Annotated in this window: 16 protein-coding genes; 6 read left to right on the top strand and 10 right to left on the bottom strand. The window is 58.8% G+C overall.

Annotated elements, in window-relative coordinates; all coding sequences use genetic code 11:
- Window positions 1-30: 30 nt before the first annotated feature.
- The 6 genes from HEP89_RS23455 to HEP89_RS23480 all read left to right on the top strand — a co-directional run bounded on the left by HEP89_RS23455 (window position 31) and on the right by HEP89_RS23480 (window position 7,401).
- A complete protein-coding gene (locus tag HEP89_RS23455; RefSeq protein ID WP_077293746.1) occupies window positions 31-1,284 on the top strand; it encodes a sarcosine oxidase subunit beta family protein in 1,254 nt (417 codons plus the stop codon).
- A gap of 14 nt (window positions 1,285-1,298) precedes the next feature.
- Window positions 1,299-1,604, top strand: a complete 306-nt coding sequence (locus HEP89_RS23460) for a sarcosine oxidase subunit delta (protein ID WP_077292998.1) — start codon at window positions 1,299-1,301, stop codon at window positions 1,602-1,604.
- Complete coding sequence (locus HEP89_RS23465) at window positions 1,601-4,603, top strand: sarcosine oxidase subunit alpha family protein (RefSeq protein ID WP_077292999.1); 3,003 nt, start codon at window positions 1,601-1,603, stop codon at window positions 4,601-4,603. Before HEP89_RS23460 ends, HEP89_RS23465 begins: the two co-directional genes overlap by 4 nt.
- A complete protein-coding gene (locus HEP89_RS23470; protein WP_077293000.1) occupies window positions 4,596-5,171 on the top strand; it encodes a sarcosine oxidase subunit gamma family protein in 576 nt (191 codons plus the stop codon). Before HEP89_RS23465 ends, HEP89_RS23470 begins: the two co-directional genes overlap by 8 nt.
- 79 nt (window positions 5,172-5,250) lie before the next feature.
- Window positions 5,251-6,612, top strand: a complete 1,362-nt coding sequence (locus HEP89_RS23475; protein ID WP_168693185.1) for an HD-GYP domain-containing protein — start codon at window positions 5,251-5,253, stop codon at window positions 6,610-6,612.
- A 72-nt stretch (window positions 6,613-6,684) separates the two neighbouring features.
- Window positions 6,685-7,401, top strand: a complete 717-nt coding sequence (locus HEP89_RS23480) for an endonuclease/exonuclease/phosphatase family protein (protein WP_055653958.1) — start codon at window positions 6,685-6,687, stop codon at window positions 7,399-7,401.
- A gap of 12 nt (window positions 7,402-7,413) precedes the next feature.
- Here HEP89_RS23480 and HEP89_RS23485 read toward each other — a convergent pair whose 3' ends face one another.
- The 10 genes from HEP89_RS23485 to HEP89_RS23530 form a co-directional block, all read right to left on the bottom strand.
- Entirely contained in the window at window positions 7,414-8,904 is a 1,491-nt protein-coding gene (locus tag HEP89_RS23485) for an inorganic phosphate transporter (protein WP_055653956.1), read from the bottom strand.
- 120 nt (window positions 8,905-9,024) lie between these two features.
- Window positions 9,025-9,510, bottom strand: a complete 486-nt coding sequence (locus HEP89_RS23490) for an NUDIX hydrolase (protein WP_022999403.1) — start codon at window positions 9,508-9,510, stop codon at window positions 9,025-9,027.
- Window positions 9,511-9,631: 121 nt separating this feature from the next.
- Window positions 9,632-11,140: an inorganic phosphate transporter gene (locus HEP89_RS23495; protein ID WP_286201072.1), complete on the bottom strand. Its 1,509-nt coding sequence runs from the start codon at window positions 11,138-11,140 to the stop codon at window positions 9,632-9,634.
- A 32-nt stretch (window positions 11,141-11,172) separates the two neighbouring features.
- A complete protein-coding gene (locus HEP89_RS23500; protein ID WP_209014803.1) occupies window positions 11,173-11,658 on the bottom strand; it encodes an NUDIX hydrolase in 486 nt (161 codons plus the stop codon).
- A gap of 113 nt (window positions 11,659-11,771) precedes the next feature.
- The gene (locus HEP89_RS23505) at window positions 11,772-12,662 is read right to left on the bottom strand and encodes a nitrilase-related carbon-nitrogen hydrolase (protein WP_168693186.1); all 891 of its coding nucleotides are present in this window, start codon (window positions 12,660-12,662) and stop codon (window positions 11,772-11,774) included.
- A 117-nt stretch (window positions 12,663-12,779) separates the two neighbouring features.
- Complete coding sequence (locus tag HEP89_RS23510) at window positions 12,780-12,971, bottom strand: hypothetical protein (protein ID WP_022999407.1); 192 nt, start codon at window positions 12,969-12,971, stop codon at window positions 12,780-12,782.
- Window positions 12,972-13,056: 85 nt separating this feature from the next.
- Window positions 13,057-14,874, bottom strand: a complete 1,818-nt coding sequence (gene recJ / locus HEP89_RS23515) for a single-stranded-DNA-specific exonuclease RecJ (RefSeq protein ID WP_168693187.1) — start codon at window positions 14,872-14,874, stop codon at window positions 13,057-13,059.
- 10 nt (window positions 14,875-14,884) lie between these two features.
- Window positions 14,885-15,880 (bottom strand): class II fructose-bisphosphatase, encoded by a 996-nt coding sequence (gene glpX / locus HEP89_RS23520; RefSeq protein WP_022999409.1) that lies wholly within the window; start codon window positions 15,878-15,880, stop codon window positions 14,885-14,887.
- A gap of 51 nt (window positions 15,881-15,931) precedes the next feature.
- Window positions 15,932-17,254: a homoserine dehydrogenase gene (locus HEP89_RS23525; protein ID WP_168693188.1), complete on the bottom strand. Its 1,323-nt coding sequence runs from the start codon at window positions 17,252-17,254 to the stop codon at window positions 15,932-15,934.
- Between the two features lie 22 nt (window positions 17,255-17,276).
- Complete coding sequence (locus tag HEP89_RS23530) at window positions 17,277-18,494, bottom strand: LL-diaminopimelate aminotransferase (protein ID WP_022999411.1); 1,218 nt, start codon at window positions 18,492-18,494, stop codon at window positions 17,277-17,279.
- Between the last annotated feature and the right edge of the window lie 139 nt (window positions 18,495-18,633).

Here is an 18,633-nt window from a genome sequence, read left to right on the forward strand (position 1 = left end):
CTTGCCGGCAACGTGCGGAGCCGCTGCTTCATGAAGCGATATTCCTTTCTGGAACTGGCGAAAAACGCCTTTTCCGCGCACCAGAACTGGGGCCGCCAGTGGCGCGCTCCGGAACCCAAGGCCGAATATGACGTCGTGATTGTCGGCGCCGGCGGGCACGGTCTGGCAACTGCCTATTACCTTGCCAAGGAACACGGCATCCGCAACGTCGCGGTCATCGAAAAAGGTTGGCTCGGCGGTGGCAACACCGGTCGCAATACGACCATCGTGCGCTCCAACTATCTGTGGGAGGAAAGCGCCGGGCTCTACAATCACGCAATGGGCTTGTGGCAGAACCTGTCCCAGGAACTGAACTACAACGTCATGTATTCTGCACGTGGCGTGATGATGCTCGCGCACACGGTTCACGACGTTCAGGTGGCACAACGCCACATTCACGCCAACCGTCTGGCAGGCGTTCAGAATGAGTGGCTGACGCCGGAAGAGGCAAAGGAATATTGCCCGCCTCTGAACATTTCAAAGAACATCCGTTATCCGGTCATGGGCGCAGCCTTGCAGCGCGTCGGCGGCACCGCCCGTCACGATGCGGTCGCCTGGGGCTATGCCCGCGGTGCTGATGCCCTGGGTGTCGACATTATCCAGAACTGCGCCGTCACCGGCATCCGCCGCGGCCAGAATGGGGCCATCGAGGGTGTGGAAACGGTCAAAGGTTTCATCAAGGCCAAGAAGGTCGGTGTCGTCGCAGCCGGTCACACGTCTGTCGTCATGGACATGGCCGGCGTCCGGCTGCCGCTGGAATCCTTCCCCCTGCAGGCACTGGTCTCCGAACCCGTGAAACCCGCCTTCCCGTGCGTGGTCATGTCAAATACGATCCATGCCTACATTTCGCAGTCCGACAAGGGCGAGCTTGTGATCGGTGCGGGCACTGACCAGTTCGTGTCCTATTCGCAGGCTGGCGGCATTCACATCACCAACCACACAATCGACGCGATCTGCGAACTATTCCCGCATTTCCGGCGCATGCGCATGCTTCGCAACTGGGGTGGCATCGTCGACACGACGCCTGACCGTTCGCCCATCCTGTCGAAAACCCCGGTTCAGGGGCTCTACGTCAACTGTGGCTGGGGCACAGGCGGCTTCAAGGCGACACCCGGATCCGGCCATGTCTTCGCGCATACGATTGCCAAGGATGAGCCGCATCCGATCAACGCACCTTTCACCATCGACCGGTTCCGGACCGGCCGCCTCATCGACGAAGCCGCTGCAGCGGCCGTGGCCCACTAGGGGAGATCACAAGAATGCTGCTGATTTATTGCCCCTACTGCCAGGTCGAGCGTGCAGAAACGGAATTTGCCTGCCGCGGTGAAGCCCATATCGCGCGACCGGCCGATCCGAGCCAGGCCACGGACGAGGACTGGGTGGAGTTTTTGTACATGCGCGACAATACCAAGGGTGTAGCCGCCGAGCGCTGGCGCCATATTCACGGCTGCGGACGGTTCTTCAACGCTGTCCGCGATACCGTCAGCGACAAGTTCCTGAAAATCTACAAGACCGGCGAACCGAAACCGGATCTTGAAGCGATTGCCAAGGAGGCCGGCAAATGAGCCAGCCATTCCGTACTGAAAAAGGCGGCCGGATCGACCGCGCCGAGCAACTCACCTTCACCTTTGACGGCGAGGAAATGCAAGGCCACAAGGGCGATACCCTTGCCTCTGCGCTGCTTGCCAATGGTGTTCACCTGGTCGGTCGTTCGTTCAAGTATCACCGTCCGCGCGGCATTCTGACTGCCGGTTCGGAAGAACCGAACGCGCTGGTCGGGGTTTACCGCAACGGCGATCAGACGCCGAACCTGCGCGCTACACAGGTTGAGCTTTATCAGGGCCTTGAAGCCGTTTCACAGAACCGTTTTCCCTCGCTCGGGTTTGACATCGGCGCCGTGAACGATCTGCTTTCGCCGCTGTTTCCGGCCGGGTTCTACTACAAGACCTTCATGTGGCCGCATGCCTTCTGGGACAAGGTCTACGAGCCGATCATCCGTTCTGCGGCCGGTCTCGGCAAACCGCCGAAAAACCCGGATCACGACTTCTACGGCAACATCTACGCCCACTGCGACGTTCTTGTCGTCGGCTCCGGACCAACCGGACTTGCAGCGGCTCTGGCTGCGGCAGAGACCGGTGCCAAGGTGATGCTGGTCGACGAGCAGGCTGAATTCGGCGGTTCGCTGCTTTCTGAAGTCAGCGCAAGCATCGACGGAAAGGATCCTGCGGAGTTCGTTTCGGAAACCATCGCCAAGCTTGCCGCGATGGACAATGTCACACTCCTGCCGCGCACAACGGCCTTCGGATATTTTGCGCATAACTTCATTTCGCTGGCAGAGCGCATCACCGAACATTTGCCCAACCCGGATCCCAAACTGCCGCGTGAACGACTGTGGCAGGTGCGCGCCAAGGAAGTGGTGATTGCAGCCGGTGCGATAGAACGTCCGATGGTGTTTCCGGAGAATGACCGACCGGGCATTCTGCTTGCGGAAGCTGGAAGAACCTACCTCAACCGCTATGGCGTCAAAGTCGGCCACAAGGTTTTGGTGGCGACGGCCTGCGACAGTGCGTGGCAAGCGGCATTCGACCTTGCGGACCATGGTGTCGACGTTGCCGCCATCGTGGACATGCGCGAAACGCCGCCTGAAAGCCTGGTTGCAATCGCTGAAGCCAGGGGCATTCGTGTCGAGGCAGGATGCGTTGTAACAGGAACTCTCGGTCGCAAGCGTGTCAAAGGCGCCTTGCTCGGCCGGATGATGACATCGGGACAGGTTGCCTCCGGTGGCCAGATTGCGTGCGACGCGCTTTTGATGTCCGGCGGCTGGACTCCGACCGTCAGCTTGTATTCCCAGTCCCGCGGCAAGGTCGTCTGGGACGCGGACAAGGGGGCCTATGTTCCCGGTATTTCCGTTCAGAAGGAACGTTCGGCAGGCGGCTCCAAAGGCCTTTACGGCCTGCAGGCAACGCTTCACGACGGCTATGCGGCCGGTGAAGAAGCAGCCAGGGCCGCAACCGGCAAGTCCGCCAAGGTGACCTATGTCACGGCAACAGGTGGAGAAGCCGGAACAGGCGGTATCCTCGGCGCCCTGCCCCACGATCGGAACGCTTCACGGGTCAAGGCATTCGTCGATTATCAGAACGACGTTACCGCCAAGGACGTCAAGCTGGCCGTGCGCGAAGGCATGCAGTCCATCGAGCATATCAAGCGCTACACCACCACCGGCATGGCCACCGACCAGGGTCGTCTTTCGAACATGAACGCCCTGGAGATCGCGTCAGGGGCCTTGCAGAAGCCGGTAACGGATGTCGGGCTCACCACATTCCGCCAGCCCTACACTCCAACGACATTCGGTCTCTTTGCCGGTGTATCGCGTGGCGACTTCTTCGACCCGGTTCGCAAGACACCTTCCCATGACTGGGTGGTGGAGAACGGCGGCGTCTATGAGGACGTTGGCCAGTGGAAGCGCACTTGGTACTTCCCGAAGAACGGTGAAGACATGCATGCGGCGGTTGCTCGCGAATGCAAAACCGTCCGCGAAAGTGTCGGGCTGTTCGATGCCTCCACGCTCGGCAAGATCGAAATTGTCGGACCGGATGCGGCCGAATTCCTGGAGCGGATGTACACCAACCCGTGGAAGAAGCTGGCGCCCGGCCGCTGCCGCTATGGCCTGCTGCTCAATGACGCCGGTTTCATCACCGACGATGGTGTTATCGGACGCCTTGCGGAAGACCGTTTCCATGTAACCACCACGACCGGCGGCGCGCCGAGTGTGTTTGCGACCATGGAAGACTACCTGCAAACAGAATGGCCGGATCTCGATGTCTGGATCACGTCGACCACCGAACAGTTTGCGGTCGCCGCGGTTCAGGGGCCGAAGGCTCGGGAGGTAATTGCGCCCTTTATCGAAGGTGTCGATCTCTCCGCCGATGCCTTCCCGCACATGAGCGTCAAGGAAGCGACCTTCTGCGGCGTTCCCTGCCGGCTTTTCCGGATTTCCTTCACCGGTGAACTCGGCTTCGAAATCAACGTTCCCCGCCGTCATGGCAAGATGATGTGGGAAACGCTCGCCAAGGAAATCGAGAAGCACAACGGCACCGTATACGGAACGGAATCCATGCACGTTCTGCGCGCCGAGAAGGGTTACATCATTGTCGGTCAGGACACGGACGGTACGGTTACCCCGCAGGATGCCGGCATGAGCTGGGCGATCGGCAAGAACAAGTTCGACTTCGTCGGCAAGCGTGGCCTGGCCCGTACTGACCTTGTTGCAGAAGGTCGGAAGCAATTCGTGGGCCTTCTGACGAAGGACCCGAAAGTGAAGCTGGAAGAAGGTGCCCAGATCACGACAGCCGAGAACCCCGCCACCGGCACGCCTGCGGAAGGTCATGTCACCTCGTCCTACTACAGTCCGGCGCTCGACCGTACGATTGCCCTCGCGATCGTGAAGAACGGGCACGCACTGGAAGGCAAAACGCTCTATGTGCCGATGCCGACCGGAAGCATTCCGGTCGAGGTCACGAGCACGGTGTTCTATGACAAGGAAGGAGCACGGATCAATGTCTGAACTTCTGGCAAACGATCTGATCACGCCGGACGCAGGTGAAACACCGCTTCTGAGCCTACCGTCGGTCTCCATCCTGAAAGCTGCGCCCATGACGCGACTTTCCCTGCGTTGCCGTGAAGCTGCGCAAAAGGAAGCAGGCTCGGCATTTGGCGCCTCACTGCCGCTTTCTCCCTTGTCGAACTCCACTTCCGCCAAGCGGGCAGCGCTCTGGATGGGGCCGGACGAGTGGACATTGCTTGCACCTGAAGAAGACCTCAGGGCGGTGTTCGACGGCATCGAGGAAAAACTCTCAACGCATCCCCACGCCCTGGTTGATATCTCCGACCGTTCGGAAGCGATCATCGTCAGTGGCGACAAGGCTGCCTGGTTGCTCAACACCGGGGTCTTCATCGATTTCTCGCTTGAGGTCTTTCCGGTCGGCACAGTGACAAGGACCCTGTTTCACAAGTCTCCGGTGATGATCTGGCGGACAGGTGCGGACACATTTGTGGTGGAAGCCTGGGTTTCCTTCATGGACTACGTGGCAGGTCTGCTTGTCCAATCGGCTACAGAGCTGGAAGCAGCCTGACCGGGGTCGGTGAAAACACCTGATTTTAACGAAACTTTGCGAGCCTCGCGGAACACATCGTTGCGCGAGGCTCGCTCTTATGTCCGAACAGGTTTCCAGAAAACTCCGGCTGGCGGAGCTGCTCGGCGCACTCAGTCACGCTTTGGACATCACGGAAGGCCAGCCGCGTGGTCACTGCGTTCGCTGTTGCTGGATCGGCATTCATATCGGACGGCAAGTCGGGCTGACTGAAGCGCAACTCAGCGATCTCTATTACACGCTGCTTTTGAAGGACCTTGGCTGTTCAAGCAATGCAGCGAGGATCTGCGAGCTTTATCTCACCGACGACCTGACCTTCAAACACGACTTCAAGACGATCAGCGACAGCCTGCCTGCGGCCCTGCGTTTCGTGCTTTCTCACACCGGGTTGAAGCACGGCTTTGCAGAACGTGTGCGCGCCATCGTCAACATTCTTCAAAATGGCGGCGACATTGCAAACGAGATGATCGAAACACGCTGCACGCGCGGCGGCGACATTGCCCGCCAGATGCACTTCTCGGAAACTGTCGTATCCGGAATTTACAGTCTGGATGAACATTGGGACGGCAAAGGACGGCCGCACGGCATTGTGGGCTCCACCATCCCGGTATTTTCCCAGATCGCCTTGCTGGCACAGGTCATGGATGTCTTTCAGATCAATGCAGGCGTACAGGGGGCCTTGCAGGAATTGAAGGAACGGGCCGGCAGCTGGTTCGACCCCGCCTTGGTGGCTGCAGCAGAAACCGTCGCAAGTAATCCCCAGTTCTGGAACGCCTTGAAGTCGGACAACCTCGACAAGATCGTCTACGGCCTCGAGCCAGCGCAGAACATTCGTTTTGCAGATGAGGAGCAGCTCGACGACATAGCCCACGGCTTTGCGCTCGTGATCGACTCCAAAAGTCCCTACACCGCCGGACACAGCGAGCGCGTAACGCTTTACACCGACATGATCGCAGAAGAGTTGGGTTACGGAATGCGTGACCGGCAGTTGCTGAGACGGGCGGCTCTCCTGCACGACATCGGCAAACTCGGCGTCAGCAACTCAGTCCTCGACAAGCCCGGAAAGCTCGATGACCTGGAGTGGGAACAAATCCGCATGCATCCCGTTTACTCCGACGAGATCCTCTCCAGGATCGATACGTTCAAGGACCTGTCGCCGATCGCGAGAGGGCATCATGAAAAACTGGACGGCCGCGGATATCCGGACGGGCTGACCGCAAGCAGGATTTCGATGGAAACGCGTATTGTCACGACGGCGGATATTTTCGACGCATTGACCGCAGAACGGCCTTATCGTGGACCGATGCCGTTGCCCAAGGCACTCGGCATCATGGAAAGCGAAGCCGGCACAGCCCTGGATGCAAAATGCCTTGCTGCGCTCAAACGGGCGACGGAGCGAATGGAGCAGACAAAGGCTGCCTAAATTGGTCGCAAAGGTGGCCAAATCAACCTATTCCCCTTGCAACTTTAAACGTGAGGCCTTCACTCTGCGCCCATGCTGAAAATCGGTTCTTACAACATACAAAAATCAATAGGCGTCGACGCGCGCAGGCGGCCTGACCGGACGCTCAAGGTTATCCAGGAACTGGACTGCGACATCCTGGCCTTGCAGGAAGCAGACAAGCGCTTCGGACCACGGGAAAGCACCCTCGACAGAGACACGATTCTTCAGGAAACGGATTACCGCCCCGTTCCGTTCGCGACGGGCGACAAGAGCCTGGGCTGGCACGGCAACGCTATTCTTGTTCGAAATTCGATTGGTATTCTCGACCATCGCCGGCTAGATCTGCCAACGCTGGAACCACGTGGTGCGGTTGCTGTCGACCTTGAAGTTGCCGGTGAAAAAATCCGTGTGGCAGCCATGCACCTGAGCCTGATCGGTCACTTTCGAAAAAAGCAGATAACCTCGCTGATGCATCAGCTGCACGAGCATCTGGATTATTTGCCGACAGTGCTGATCGGAGACCTGAACGAATGGCGAGACACGGCAGGCAGCATCAAGCTGTTTGAAGAACGCTATGAGGTGACGACGCCGGGACGGAGCTTTCCCAGTCCCCTTCCCGTCGGCAGCCTGGACCGGATCATAACCAGCCCGGAGTTCGTCGTCAGGCAGGCTGGCGTCCATAAATCGAAGACGGCACGCGTTGCTTCGGACCATTTGCCGGTCTGGGCCAACCTCACCCTGGAGCCGGCCGGACATCTACCCGGTTAGAAATCGCCTTTATCAGGCAATCAGCTTGACCATGACGAAGTAAAGCCCGGCGGACAGGACGGCAGCAGCCGGAACGGTGACGACCCAGGCGGCAACGATGGTCATGAAATGCGCCCGGCGTACCAAGTGACGACGTGCCTGCTCCTCGCGATTGCGGACAGGTCGCACCACGTTGCCATTGCCTTGTTTCTGGTTCACGAAATCCAGGCGGCGCTTTGAGCGTTCCGTATACCACTCCCGGAAGAACCCAACACCGAAGACAGCTCCCACGGCGATGTGGGTGGAACTCACGGGCAGTCCGAAACCCGAGGCAACAATCACCGTGATGGCAGCTGATAGCGAAACGCAGTAGGCCCGCATCGGATTGAGCTTGGTAATCTGCTGGCCAACCATTTCGATCAGGCGCGGGCCGAACAACAATAGGCCGAATGAAATGCCGAAGGCACCGACTGCCATTACCCAGAGTGGAATGCTCACCTTGGCTGCGACGTCTCCGAGTTCCGCCGTGTGAACGATGGCGGCAAGTGGGCCCACAGCATTTGCAACGTCGTTCGCTCCGTGTGCAAAGGACAGAAGAGCCGCCGAACAGACAAGCGGCACGGAAAACAGGATGCGGAGAGACTGGTTGCGGTTTTCCAGCCCTTCAGACTGACGCCTGATCAGCGGTCGCACGATTGCCCAGACCGCAAGCCCGACAACAACACCAAGCAACAATGACATCGGCATGTCGATATGCACGATCTTCTTCAGGCCCTTGAGTGCCAGATAGCTGGCAAAGGTTCCCGACATGACACCGATCAGAACCGGAACCCATTTGCGGGCAGCGGCGATTTTGTCGTCCTGATAGATGATGAAAGTCTTGATGAAGGCCAGGAAACCTGCAGCAACCAGACCGCCTAGGAATGGCGAGATGACCCAGCTTGCTGCGATACCGCCCATTGTCGCCCAATTGACCGCGCTGAAGCCTGCCGCCGCAATGCCAGCTCCCATGACGCCGCCAACGATGGAATGCGTTGTCGAAACCGGTGCACCGATCCAGGTAGCAAGGTTGATCCAGAGTGCGGAGGATACCAGGGCCGCCATCATCGCTGCCATGAAGACATTGGCATCGGCCACCGAAGCGGGATCAATGATACCCTTGGAGATGGTGCTGACGACATCCCCACCTGCGATCAGGGCCCCTGCACTTTCAAAGACGGCGGCAATGATCAGCGCCGTCAGCAGTGTCATGGCCCGCGAACCGACGGCGGGGCCAACGTTGTTGGCAACATCGTTGGCACCGATATTGAGTGCCATATAGGCGCCGATGGCTGCCGCAGCGACGATAATGACCGTTCCCGGTGCTCCCGACATGGAGGCACCGGCGCCAAGGGCGCACAAGACGATAAAGACCAGCGCGATACCCGGCGCAATCAAGCCACGTCCAAGAGACCCGGCGGCCTCTTCCATGTAGCTCAGCTTGTCGAGATCCTTGTCGAGGGTCGGCTTTTTCAAATTCGGCATGGGCGTTCCAGTCGGGAAGTCCTTTGAAGGCAAGTCTTGCAAGCCAAGCGTCATCTGGCGCCTGCCTTAAACAATCGTCCGAAAAGGTCAACCAAAACGGCCCTCATTGGCCAAAATTTCTTAGTTGGGTAAATTTTCCAGTTTGCGAAGCACCTTCACGAGGCCCGGATCGCCGGCAAGCCGCATGGCTTCCTGGATCGGAAGCCACCGGACGTCGCGCTCGTCCTTGTCGGGAAAACTGCTTGTCGTGCTTTCCACGTCGACAAGGAACACAAGAACTTCCGTCCTGAGCTGTAAGCCGCCTTCGCCGCCTTTGTGTGACTGAAAACTGGCAAAGGGTTTCTTCTGCGCATTTCCGATAACGCCTGCCTCTTCGAAAGCCTCCACCGCTGCGGTGTGGTGTGCTTTCAACGACATGATCGGCCAGCCTTTGGGAAGAATCCAGCGATGCGTGGATTTGGTCGTCACAAGCAGGACTTCCCGCTCCCCGTCGCGCAAACGATGGCACAACGCTGCGATCTGCAATCTCGAAGGGCGCCGGAACAACAGAAGCAGGTTCTGAAACCAGGAAGTCCGGGTGTCGATTGCTGAATAAAGCTGCGCCATGGTGCCCTTTCCGAAATGTTGGTGACACTCGGAAGATAAGGCCGGAACTCGGGCTTGTCCAGAAAATGCGCACTGTGTGCTGTTTGTTATCCGTCGAACTTGTTAGGGCAGAACGGAGTTCTCATGAGAGGACGAGCTTGAGCGCCGTGAATAGGCCGGCGGCCAGCAAGGCTGAGGCGGGAACAGTGACAACCCAGGCTGCGATGATGGTGATCAGGCTTGATCGACGCACCAGGAGGCGTCTGCGACGCTCTTCCCTGTTTTTCATCATCTTGCGCGGTTTCATGACCCCGCCTTCCGCAACATACTTGTTGCGATACCATTCCCGGTAAAAACCCACACCGAACAGCGCACCAACCGCAATATGAGTGGACGATACCGGCAGCCCCGCACCAGAAGCCGTCAGCACGGTCGCGGCGGTTGCCAGGGTGATGCAAAAGGCACGTACGGGACTAAGTTTGGTGATCTTCTTGCCGACAACAGTGACAAGCCGTCTGCCGAACAGCAAAAGACCGGCGGAAATCCCGCATGCGCCGACTGCACTCACCCAGATCGGCACTTCGGGATTGAGCGCCCCCAGATACCAAAATACGAGATCCGGAAAATCATTCGATTGGCTGAGAACGATGGCTGCCAGCGGCCCGATGGCGTTTGCAACGTCGTTGGCACCATGGGCAAATGACAGCAAACCTGCCGCGACCATGAGCGGTACCGCAAACAGGTTGCGCAACGCGCGCGCACTGTTTTCCAGCGTAAGCGTTTGGGCGTGGATTACCCGGCAATAGATCCGCCAGACAACGAAGCCGACGGTGAGCGACAGCACGATGGCGAGCCATTCAGGAACATAGATGAGACGGTCGGACGTCTTCAGCAGAATGTAGCCGGTGAAGGTCGCCCCCATGAGGCCCAGCAGTATCGGCAACCAATATCTGGCAGCTTTCAGCCGGTCCGGCGTATAGACGACCCTTGAATTGATAAAGGCCATGATCCCGGCCCCGACAAGACCGCCGAGCACCGGAGACAGAACCCAGGAAGCAGCGATTGTCGAAATGGTTGTCCAGTTGATGGCTGCAAAGCCGCTTGCCGCGATCCCGGCGCCGACAACACCGCCAATGATCGAATGGGTGGTCGAAACAGGTGCGCCGATCACAGTCGCGAAATTGATCCACAAAGCTGAGGCTGCCATGGCCGTCAGCATTGCCAGCGTGAATTCCGAACTGTTTCGGACATCGCTGGGGCTCAGGATATCTCCGGAAACGGTCGAGACGACATCCGCTCCGGCAAGCAATGCGCCCGCGCTTTCGCAAACGGCCGCAATCAGCAAGGCGCCAGTGAGGCTGACGACACGCGCGCCCACGGCAGGACCGACATTGTTGGCAACGTCGTTAGCGCCGATATTGAGCGCCATGTAGCCGCCAATTGCACTGGCGGCCACAAGGATGAGCATGTTGGAGAAACCGCTGGAAGACACCTGGAATGCGGCCACGCAGGCGCAGATCACGAGGAACACCAGGGCAAGACCCGGTCCGACAAGACGTCGGCCCATAGCCTCCGCCGCCTCACTGACAAAGCTGATCTTGTCGAGATCCTTGTCCAGAGCCTTCTTTTTCAGGTCCTTGTTGGTGAGCACCCGAACACGCCTCGCTATCCCTCAGGAAATGTCTAACAGATTTGCGATTTGTGCTGCCGCAAAAACCGTCTCAGCGCCGGCTCTTCGGCGGCCTCGATTGCCTTCGAGAAGGGCAGCCAGACCCTCTTGCGTTGCCCGATTTCAGGAAAGTCTTTCAATTGTTTTTCAAAACGGATCTTGAAGACAATCACCTTGGTACGGATCTTCAATCCGTCCGCAAGGCCCTTGTAGGACCGGAAGCTGCCAATGGCCCGCGGTTCGGCCGTGCCGACAATTCCCGCTTCCTCATAGGCTTCGATCAACGCCGTTTCAAATGCGGGCTTGTCCTTTTCAGGCCAGCCTTTCGGCAAGATCAAGCGGCCGGTCTCGCGGGTCGAGACCAGGAGAATTTCAGGCTCCGCCTCGCCCGGACGCACGCAAAGAGCCGCGATCTGCAGACGGAGCGGTTTGACAAACAAACCTGCAATACCGTGCAGCCACGATGCATCCCGCGCTGTCAGTGCCTTAGCGAATCCCATCTCCACACCTGTTGTTCTGGAACAGCAGGTGTATAGGGAGTTCCCTTAGGGACGTCTAGAGAAAAGTGCACTCGGTGCGCGCACATTTTTATTACAAATATTACAAGTCCGCTTCAGGCCGCCGAAACGGAAACGTGATCGGCTGTCCAGGCTCCCGGCCAAACTTCCGCCTTGCCGGACTTCAGGTCTCGAAGTTCGTTGAGGGGGACCGAAACGACAAGGAACGGTTCTTCCCCGTTGCTTCCAGAGGTCGCGGCTACCTCTGCGGCAACACCTGTAAAACCGAATTCCTCTTCACACGGCAAATACAGCGCCGCCCCGGAAACGTTGGTGTCGTTCTGCGTTGTGCCCTTTGATGTGCCAACAAGACCGCATACGGCGACCGCGCACATGAGCTCAACCGCACGTGCCTTGGCACAGCCGAAGACACGGTGATAGCCGGAGAGTTTTTCCGTCATTGAAGGCACTAGCAGAAGATCGAGATCCAGCTTCGCCAGCAGGCTGCTGAGCGCCGGCATTTCGACATCCAGACAGATCAGGATCGCCATCTTCAATCCGTCGAGCTCGAACGTCTTCAGATCAGCTCCAGGCACCAGATGCCAGATCTCCGGATCCTGCTCAAACGGTGTGAGGCACAATTTGTCCTGACGGATCTCGCGCCCGTCGGCTGTCAGCAGAACGGCTGTGTTGGTGAAACCCGCAGGCGCCTGAACAGGCATCGATCCAGCCAACAGCGACACACCATACTTGGCAGGTAGCGGAGCAAGTATCGCGAGCAAGTCGGTGCCCACGTCCGCCAGGAACGCCATTTCCTGGTCAGGCAGCAGACCTTCGGGTTTGAACGCCAGGCAACATTCCACAAGATATTCAGGAAGCATCAGGAGCTTTGCGCCCTCTCCCGCGGCGCGCTGCATTCCCTCTTCTATCTGTGCAGCAAAAGCTGCCACCGAAGCTGGAGCGCGGCTCAGGTTAAAGGACCAAAGTGCAATGGGATAATCTGTCATGGTGCCCGACGTCTCGATAACTAAGACGCAAGACTTAAAGGCAGCACGTAGAGCGTTTCAAGCCCTTGTCTGTCTTTCGTTCACCTGAACTTGGCTCGTCCGGTATTTCCGGAAGGTTCAATCGATGAACAGTCCGAGAAATGCTACCAGAACCATCAGAAATCCTGTTCCGACAAGGGCTGCTTTCGGCTCTTGCGGCAGGGCGGTGAGTTTTGCTGAACGTCTGACTTCCCGAATCCCTTTCAGGGCCCGGTCCGTACGCCTGTCTATTTCTTCGAAATAGGGCGAAAGCTCATTCTGAGCACGCATGCCTGATCCTCACGATTCCTTCGTGGGTTCAAACCTTATGCCCGGAGACTTAGCGTTTGGTTAATTCACGTTTACCTGCGCCGCATCAAAGGCGGGTTTTCTGCGGATCCGCGACATCAAGGATGCGCAGTTGCACCTTGGGTGTCCCCTGCCAGGTGTCGATTGACAGCGTACCTGCCACATGCAGCGACTGTCCCCGGCCCTGCAAAAGCATCTGACCGTGCGGTTTGTCGTCCGCCTTGAAGCAGATTGCCTTTAACGCAGTCCCGTCACCAGAAGTAATCGAGGCTCGGACATGTCCCTTACCGACCACATCGGCGAAGGAAATCCGGTGGGCGGGAAAGGCAAACACCGGTTCAGCATGACCGGCACCATAAGGCCCCGCCTTTTCCAGCAACTCCAGAAGATCGAGATTTGCGCCCGTTGCCGTCAGCGCAGCATCAATCTTCAGTTCCCGGTTCGCACTTGCCGCCTCAACGTCATCCTTCAGCACATCGTTGAAAAACGCCTCCAGGTCGGCAGTCTTCTCCCGCAGAACTGTAAGCCCTGCCGCCATGGCGTGCCCACCACCCTTTTCGAGCAAACCTTCGTCAACCGCTCTGCGAACGGCCTTGCCAAGGTCAACACCGGGGATGGAGCGCCCTGAGCCAGTCCCCTTGCCGGTTTCATCAAAGGCGACCGCAAAGGAAGGCCTGCGGTGTGCTTCCTTGAGCCGAGAGGCAATCAGTCCAACAATCCCGGGATGCCAATCGTCGGAACCGGTCAGGAGAACCGCCGGATCACGTGCCTGGATCGCCATTGCGGCTTCTGCGCCGGCCTGTTCCAGCATCACTGCTTCCATGGACTGACGTTCGGTATTGAGCTGGTCCAGCCGCTCGGCGATTGCCCGTGCTTCGTGCGGGTCTTCCGTCGTCAGAAGGCGCGCGCCCAGTGCAGCGTCGCCAATACGTCCTCCCGCGTTGATCCGCGGGCCTATCAAGAAACCCAGATGATAAGGCGCCGGCTTTCCGCTCACGCGCGCAGTGTCCGCAAGCGCAGTCAGCCCGTAATTTCGGCGTTGGTGCATCACCGCAAGGCCACGTGTCACATAGGCCCTGTTCAGGCCCTGCAACGGAACGACGTCGCACACGGTACCAAGCGCCACCAGATCGAGCAGCGCCATGAGATCCGGCTCCTGCCTGCCCTGGAAAACCCCGCGGCGTCGCAACTCGCGGTTCAGGCCGACAAGAAACAGGAACGTGACGCCGACAGCTGCCAGATGCCCCTGCCCCGACAGATCATCCTGCCGGTTCGGGTTGACGAGCGCCGCAACCGCCGGAAGCGTTTCGCCAACCTGGTGGTGATCGATGACCACGACGTCGAGATCAAGTTGCTGGGCAGTTTCAAAAGCTTCAAAAGACGTACTGCCGCAGTCGAGCGTCACCAGCAGATCAGCCCCGCCATGGCGAAGATGTTCGATGGCCGGACCGTTCGGTCCGTATCCTTCGATGATCCGATCCGGAATATGGATCACAGGGTCAAGGCCGAGCCACTGCAGGTATTTGGCGAATATCGCAGACGATGTCGCCCCGTCGACATCATAGTCGCCGAAGATCGCAATCTTTCGACCAGCCTGGACTGCATCCGCAACCCTTGCCACGGCGGCGTCCATATCGACCAGACCGGAAGGATCGGGCATCAGCAGCTTGAGTGACGGTTCCAGGAAGCCGGTTGCCTCGTCGGCCTGAACGCCGCGCGCAGCCATGACACGCGCCAGCACGTCCGGCAGTCCGTGAACCTGCGAAATCGCCATCGCGGTTCGCAGGTCAGCGCCACTCAGGCGCTCGCGCCAGGCGTTGTCGTTTGCGGAACGGGCGACCCCAAGTACGAGCCGCCTGTCGTCTTCCCCGGATTGTCCCAGCATTCAGCCGCGCTTAGTCCAGATGAAACTTCTCAAGATCCGTGTGCTGGGCCTTGATGTAGCGCACCGTCCCAGTGGAGGACCGCATGACAACGGTGTGCGTGGTGATGTGATGACGGCCGAAGCGGACGCCCTGCAGGAAGTTGCCGTCAGTTACGCCCGTTGCGGCAAAAAGCACGTCCGGCCCGGCCATTTCTTCAAGCGTGTACTTCTTCTTGATGTCCTCGATACCCATGCGATGCGCACGCTCGACCTGCTCGTCGCGCGTGATCACGAGACGAGACTGCATCTGGCCACCGATACAACGAAGAGCGGCAGCTGCAAGCACACCTTCCGGGGCACCGCCGATACCTGCGTAGATATCGATGCCGGTTTCGTCCGGATCGGTCGTGTGAATAACGCCGGCGACGTCACCATCTCCGATCAGGCGGATTGCAGCACCGGTCGCCCGGATTTCCTCGATCAGGCGGGCGTGGCGCGGACGGTCGAGCACGCAGGCGGTGACTTCACTGACCTTGACGCCTTTTTCCTTGGCAACAGCAGCAATATTTTCGGCAATCGGTGCGTCCAGATCGATCAATCCGGCCTTGTAACCCGGCCCGATGGCAATCTTGTCCATATAGCTGTCCGGAGCGTTCAGAAGATCGCCCGCCGGCGCCAATGCGATAACCGCCAGGGAGTTCGGCAGGTTCTTGGCGCAGATGGTCGTGCCTTCCAGCGGGTCGAGAGCGATGTCGACTTTCGGTCCCTGCTTCGTGCCGACGTTTTCACCGATGTAGAGCATCGGAGCTTCGTCGCGCTCCCCCTCACCGATAACCACGGTACCGTCGATAGGCAGGCGGTTCAGTTCGCGCCGCATTGCGTCCACTGCCGCCTGGTCCGCGGCCATTTCGTCGCCGTGACCGCGCAACCGGGCTGCCGACACAGCCGCTCTTTCACTGACGCGGGCCAGCTCGAGCGTCAGAATACGGTCCAGGCCGCTCGACGGTTGTTTATCAGTATTGGACATCAACATCTCCAGTCTCTCCCTCCGCAGGACGCCTCGGCGGGCACTCACTCGTCAGTTCAGTTTTTCAATGCGGATCATCTGAGGCTGTTCGGAAACTACCCCCTTGGACATGATCACGTCCAATGCCTCTTTGATTGCCACTTCAGTCGTTTCATACGTGATGAGGATGACAGGTTGAGGCAGGTCCGCATCAAATTTCACAGGAACGTCCTTATTTGCATGACGTTTCTGGACAATCGATTCCAGTGAAATGCCGGCATCGCCCATGCATCTGGCGATTTCGGCGAAAGCACCCGGCCGATCGAATACGGACAGGCGGATGTAATATCCGCCTTCATGAAGCCGCATGCGGGCACGTTGATAGCTGTTAAGCTCTGCAGCGGGCATGCCAAGAACAGGCGTTTCGTCGCCCCGGGCAATATCCGCGAGATCGGCCACGACGGATGACGCCGTCGCATTGCCGCCGGCACCCGGTCCGACGAGCACGATTTCACCAACGAAGTCACCGTCGACAGCCACAGCATTCAGGACGCCGTCGATCCGCGCAATCGCAGAGGACTTCGGCACCATGGTCGGATGAACACGTTGCTCGATGCCCGTATCGGTGCGTTGGGCAACGCCCAGCAGCTTGATCCGAAAACCGAGCTCGTCCGCAGCCTGAATATCGGCGGTCGTGATCGAGGTGATGCCCTCGACGTAGATGTCGTCGCTCGAGATTTCCGTGCCAAAGGCAAGACTGGTGAGGATGGCAAGCTTGTGGGCGGTGTCGTTACCTTCGATGTCGAAGGTCGGATCCGCCTCCGCATAGCCGAGGCGCTGTGCATCCGACAGACAATCCTGAAAGCTGATGCCTTCTACCTCCATCCGGGTCAGTATGTAATTGCAGGTCCCGTTCAGGATACCGTAGATGCGGCTGATGTCGTTGCTGGCCATGGATTCGCGCAGCGTCTTGACGATCGGAATGCCTCCGGCAACGGCTGCCTCGTAGTTGAGGCAGGCGTCGTTGGCCTCCGCCAGCACTGCCAGCTCAACGCCATGGCGCGCAAGCAGCGCCTTGTTTGCTGTCACGACATGAATGCCACGCGCCAGAGCAGCGCGCACGCTTTCCTCAGCCGGGCCGTTGTCGCCGCCGATCAGTTCGACAAAAATATCGACATCTGCTGTCCGGGCCATTTCCACCGGATCGGTGAACCATTCGAATGCCGAGACATCGATGCCCCGGTCACGGGTCCGATCACGTGCACTGACCGCTGTCACGGTCACTGCTCGCCCGGTTTTCGTTGCAATCTGTCCGCCGTGTTTTGAAAGGAGCTGCACCACGGCCGCCCCCACGGTGCCAAGGCCAGCGATGCCTACCTTCAATGCGTCTGCCATACGGAAATGAGTCCAGTTCTTATCAACCTTTGGTCCCGAGCGGGATGACGTTGTGCAGCTTTTGATCCGCAGTTTCAAGGAAGCGGCGGATATTTCTGGCTGCCTGACGCAGTCTTTGTTCGTTTTCCACCAGTCCGATGCGGACGTACTCGTCTCCGTGTTCACCGAAACCGATACCTGGTGCGACGGCCACTTCCGCCTTTTCCAGTAGCAGCTTGGAGTATTCCAGACTGCCGAGCGCCCGGAACTTCTCGGGGATCGGTGCCCAGCAGAACATGCTGGCTTCCGGTGCCGGAATATCCCAGCCGGCCCTGCCGAAACTGTCGACCACTACATCGCGGCGCTTCTTGTAGATTTCGCGGGTTTCACGGATGCAGTCATCCGATCCGTTCAGGGCCGCGGTTGCTGCAACCTGAATGGGTGTGAAGGCGCCGTAATCGAGATAGGATTTCACTCGCGACAACGCAGCAATCAGCCGCTCGTTGCCGACAGCAAAGCCCATGCGCCAACCCGGCATGGAGAAGGTCTTCGAAAGTGATGTGAATTCGACGGTGACATCCATGGCACCCGGCACCTGCAGAACCGATGGCGGCGGTGTCGCACCGAAATAGATTTCGGAGTAAGCCAGGTCAGACAGGATGAAGATGTTGTGCTTGCGAGCGAATGCGACCACATCCTTGTAGAAGTCGAGATCCGCGCAATAGGACGTCGGGTTCGCCGGGTAGCAAAGAATGATTGCGATCGGCTTCGGCACGGAATGGATCACCGCGCGTTCAAGCGCATCGAAGAACGCCGGGCCCGGTTCCGCCGGTATGTTGCGGATCGAGGCGCCAGCCATCAAGAAGCCGAAGGTGTGAATCGGATAGCTGGGATTGGGGCTCAGAATCACATCCCCGGGTGCGGAGATGGCCTGCGCCATGTTGGCGAAGCCTTCCTTGGAGCCGAGTGTCGCGATCACCTGGGTATCGGGATCCAGTTTCACGCCAAACCGGCGACCGTAATAAGCCGCTTGTGCCTTGCGCAGGCCTCCGATGCCCTTGGATGCGGAATAGCGGTGCGTGCGTGGGTCCTGCACGACTTCGGTCAGCTTGTCGACAATGTGCTTCGGTGTCGGCAGGTCAGGGTTGCCCATGCCAAGATCGATAATGTCCGCTCCCGCCGCGCGCGCCTTCGCCTTCAAACGGTTCACCTGTTCGAACACATACGGCGGCAGCCGCTTGATCTTATGGAATTCCTCCATGACGCGAATCCTTGCGAGTTGACAGTATCAGCTGCGCTCCCTTGCCGGGCGCGGCGACGGTGCAGCGGGGCTCTTTTAGCAGTCCGGATAAAAATACGCACCCGTCTTTGCGTCGCTAGCCGACTAAATTTGTAGCGCT

Source organism: Labrenzia sp. 5N, from assembly GCF_012395805.1.
Classification (GTDB): Bacteria; Pseudomonadota; Alphaproteobacteria; order Rhizobiales; family Stappiaceae; genus Roseibium; species Roseibium algicola.

What these genes read in the sequence shown, in the direction of transcription:
- HEP89_RS23455 (WP_077293746.1), top strand. Translation starts at nt 31, where the DNA reads ATGAAGCGATATTCCTTTCTGGAACTGGCGAAAAACGCCTTTTCCGCG.
- HEP89_RS23460 (WP_077292998.1), top strand. Translation starts at nt 1,299, where the DNA reads ATGCTGCTGATTTATTGCCCCTACTGCCAGGTCGAGCGTGCAGAAACG.
- HEP89_RS23465 (WP_077292999.1), top strand. Translation starts at nt 1,601, where the DNA reads ATGAGCCAGCCATTCCGTACTGAAAAAGGCGGCCGGATCGACCGCGCC.
- HEP89_RS23470 (WP_077293000.1), top strand. Translation starts at nt 4,596, where the DNA reads ATGTCTGAACTTCTGGCAAACGATCTGATCACGCCGGACGCAGGTGAA.
- HEP89_RS23475 (WP_168693185.1), top strand. Translation starts at nt 5,251, where the DNA reads ATGTCCGAACAGGTTTCCAGAAAACTCCGGCTGGCGGAGCTGCTCGGC.
- HEP89_RS23480 (WP_055653958.1), top strand. Translation starts at nt 6,685, where the DNA reads ATGCTGAAAATCGGTTCTTACAACATACAAAAATCAATAGGCGTCGAC.
- HEP89_RS23485 (WP_055653956.1), bottom strand. Translation starts at nt 8,904, where the DNA reads ATGCCGAATTTGAAAAAGCCGACCCTCGACAAGGATCTCGACAAGCTG.
- HEP89_RS23490 (WP_022999403.1), bottom strand. Translation starts at nt 9,510, where the DNA reads ATGGCGCAGCTTTATTCAGCAATCGACACCCGGACTTCCTGGTTTCAG.
- HEP89_RS23500 (WP_209014803.1), bottom strand. Translation starts at nt 11,658, where the DNA reads ATGGGATTCGCTAAGGCACTGACAGCGCGGGATGCATCGTGGCTGCAC.
- HEP89_RS23505 (WP_168693186.1), bottom strand. Translation starts at nt 12,662, where the DNA reads ATGACAGATTATCCCATTGCACTTTGGTCCTTTAACCTGAGCCGCGCT.
- HEP89_RS23510 (WP_022999407.1), bottom strand. Translation starts at nt 12,971, where the DNA reads ATGCGTGCTCAGAATGAGCTTTCGCCCTATTTCGAAGAAATAGACAGG.
- recJ (WP_168693187.1), bottom strand. Translation starts at nt 14,874, where the DNA reads ATGCTGGGACAATCCGGGGAAGACGACAGGCGGCTCGTACTTGGGGTC.
- glpX (WP_022999409.1), bottom strand. Translation starts at nt 15,880, where the DNA reads ATGTCCAATACTGATAAACAACCGTCGAGCGGCCTGGACCGTATTCTG.
- HEP89_RS23525 (WP_168693188.1), bottom strand. Translation starts at nt 17,254, where the DNA reads ATGGCAGACGCATTGAAGGTAGGCATCGCTGGCCTTGGCACCGTGGGG.
- HEP89_RS23530 (WP_022999411.1), bottom strand. Translation starts at nt 18,494, where the DNA reads ATGGAGGAATTCCATAAGATCAAGCGGCTGCCGCCGTATGTGTTCGAA.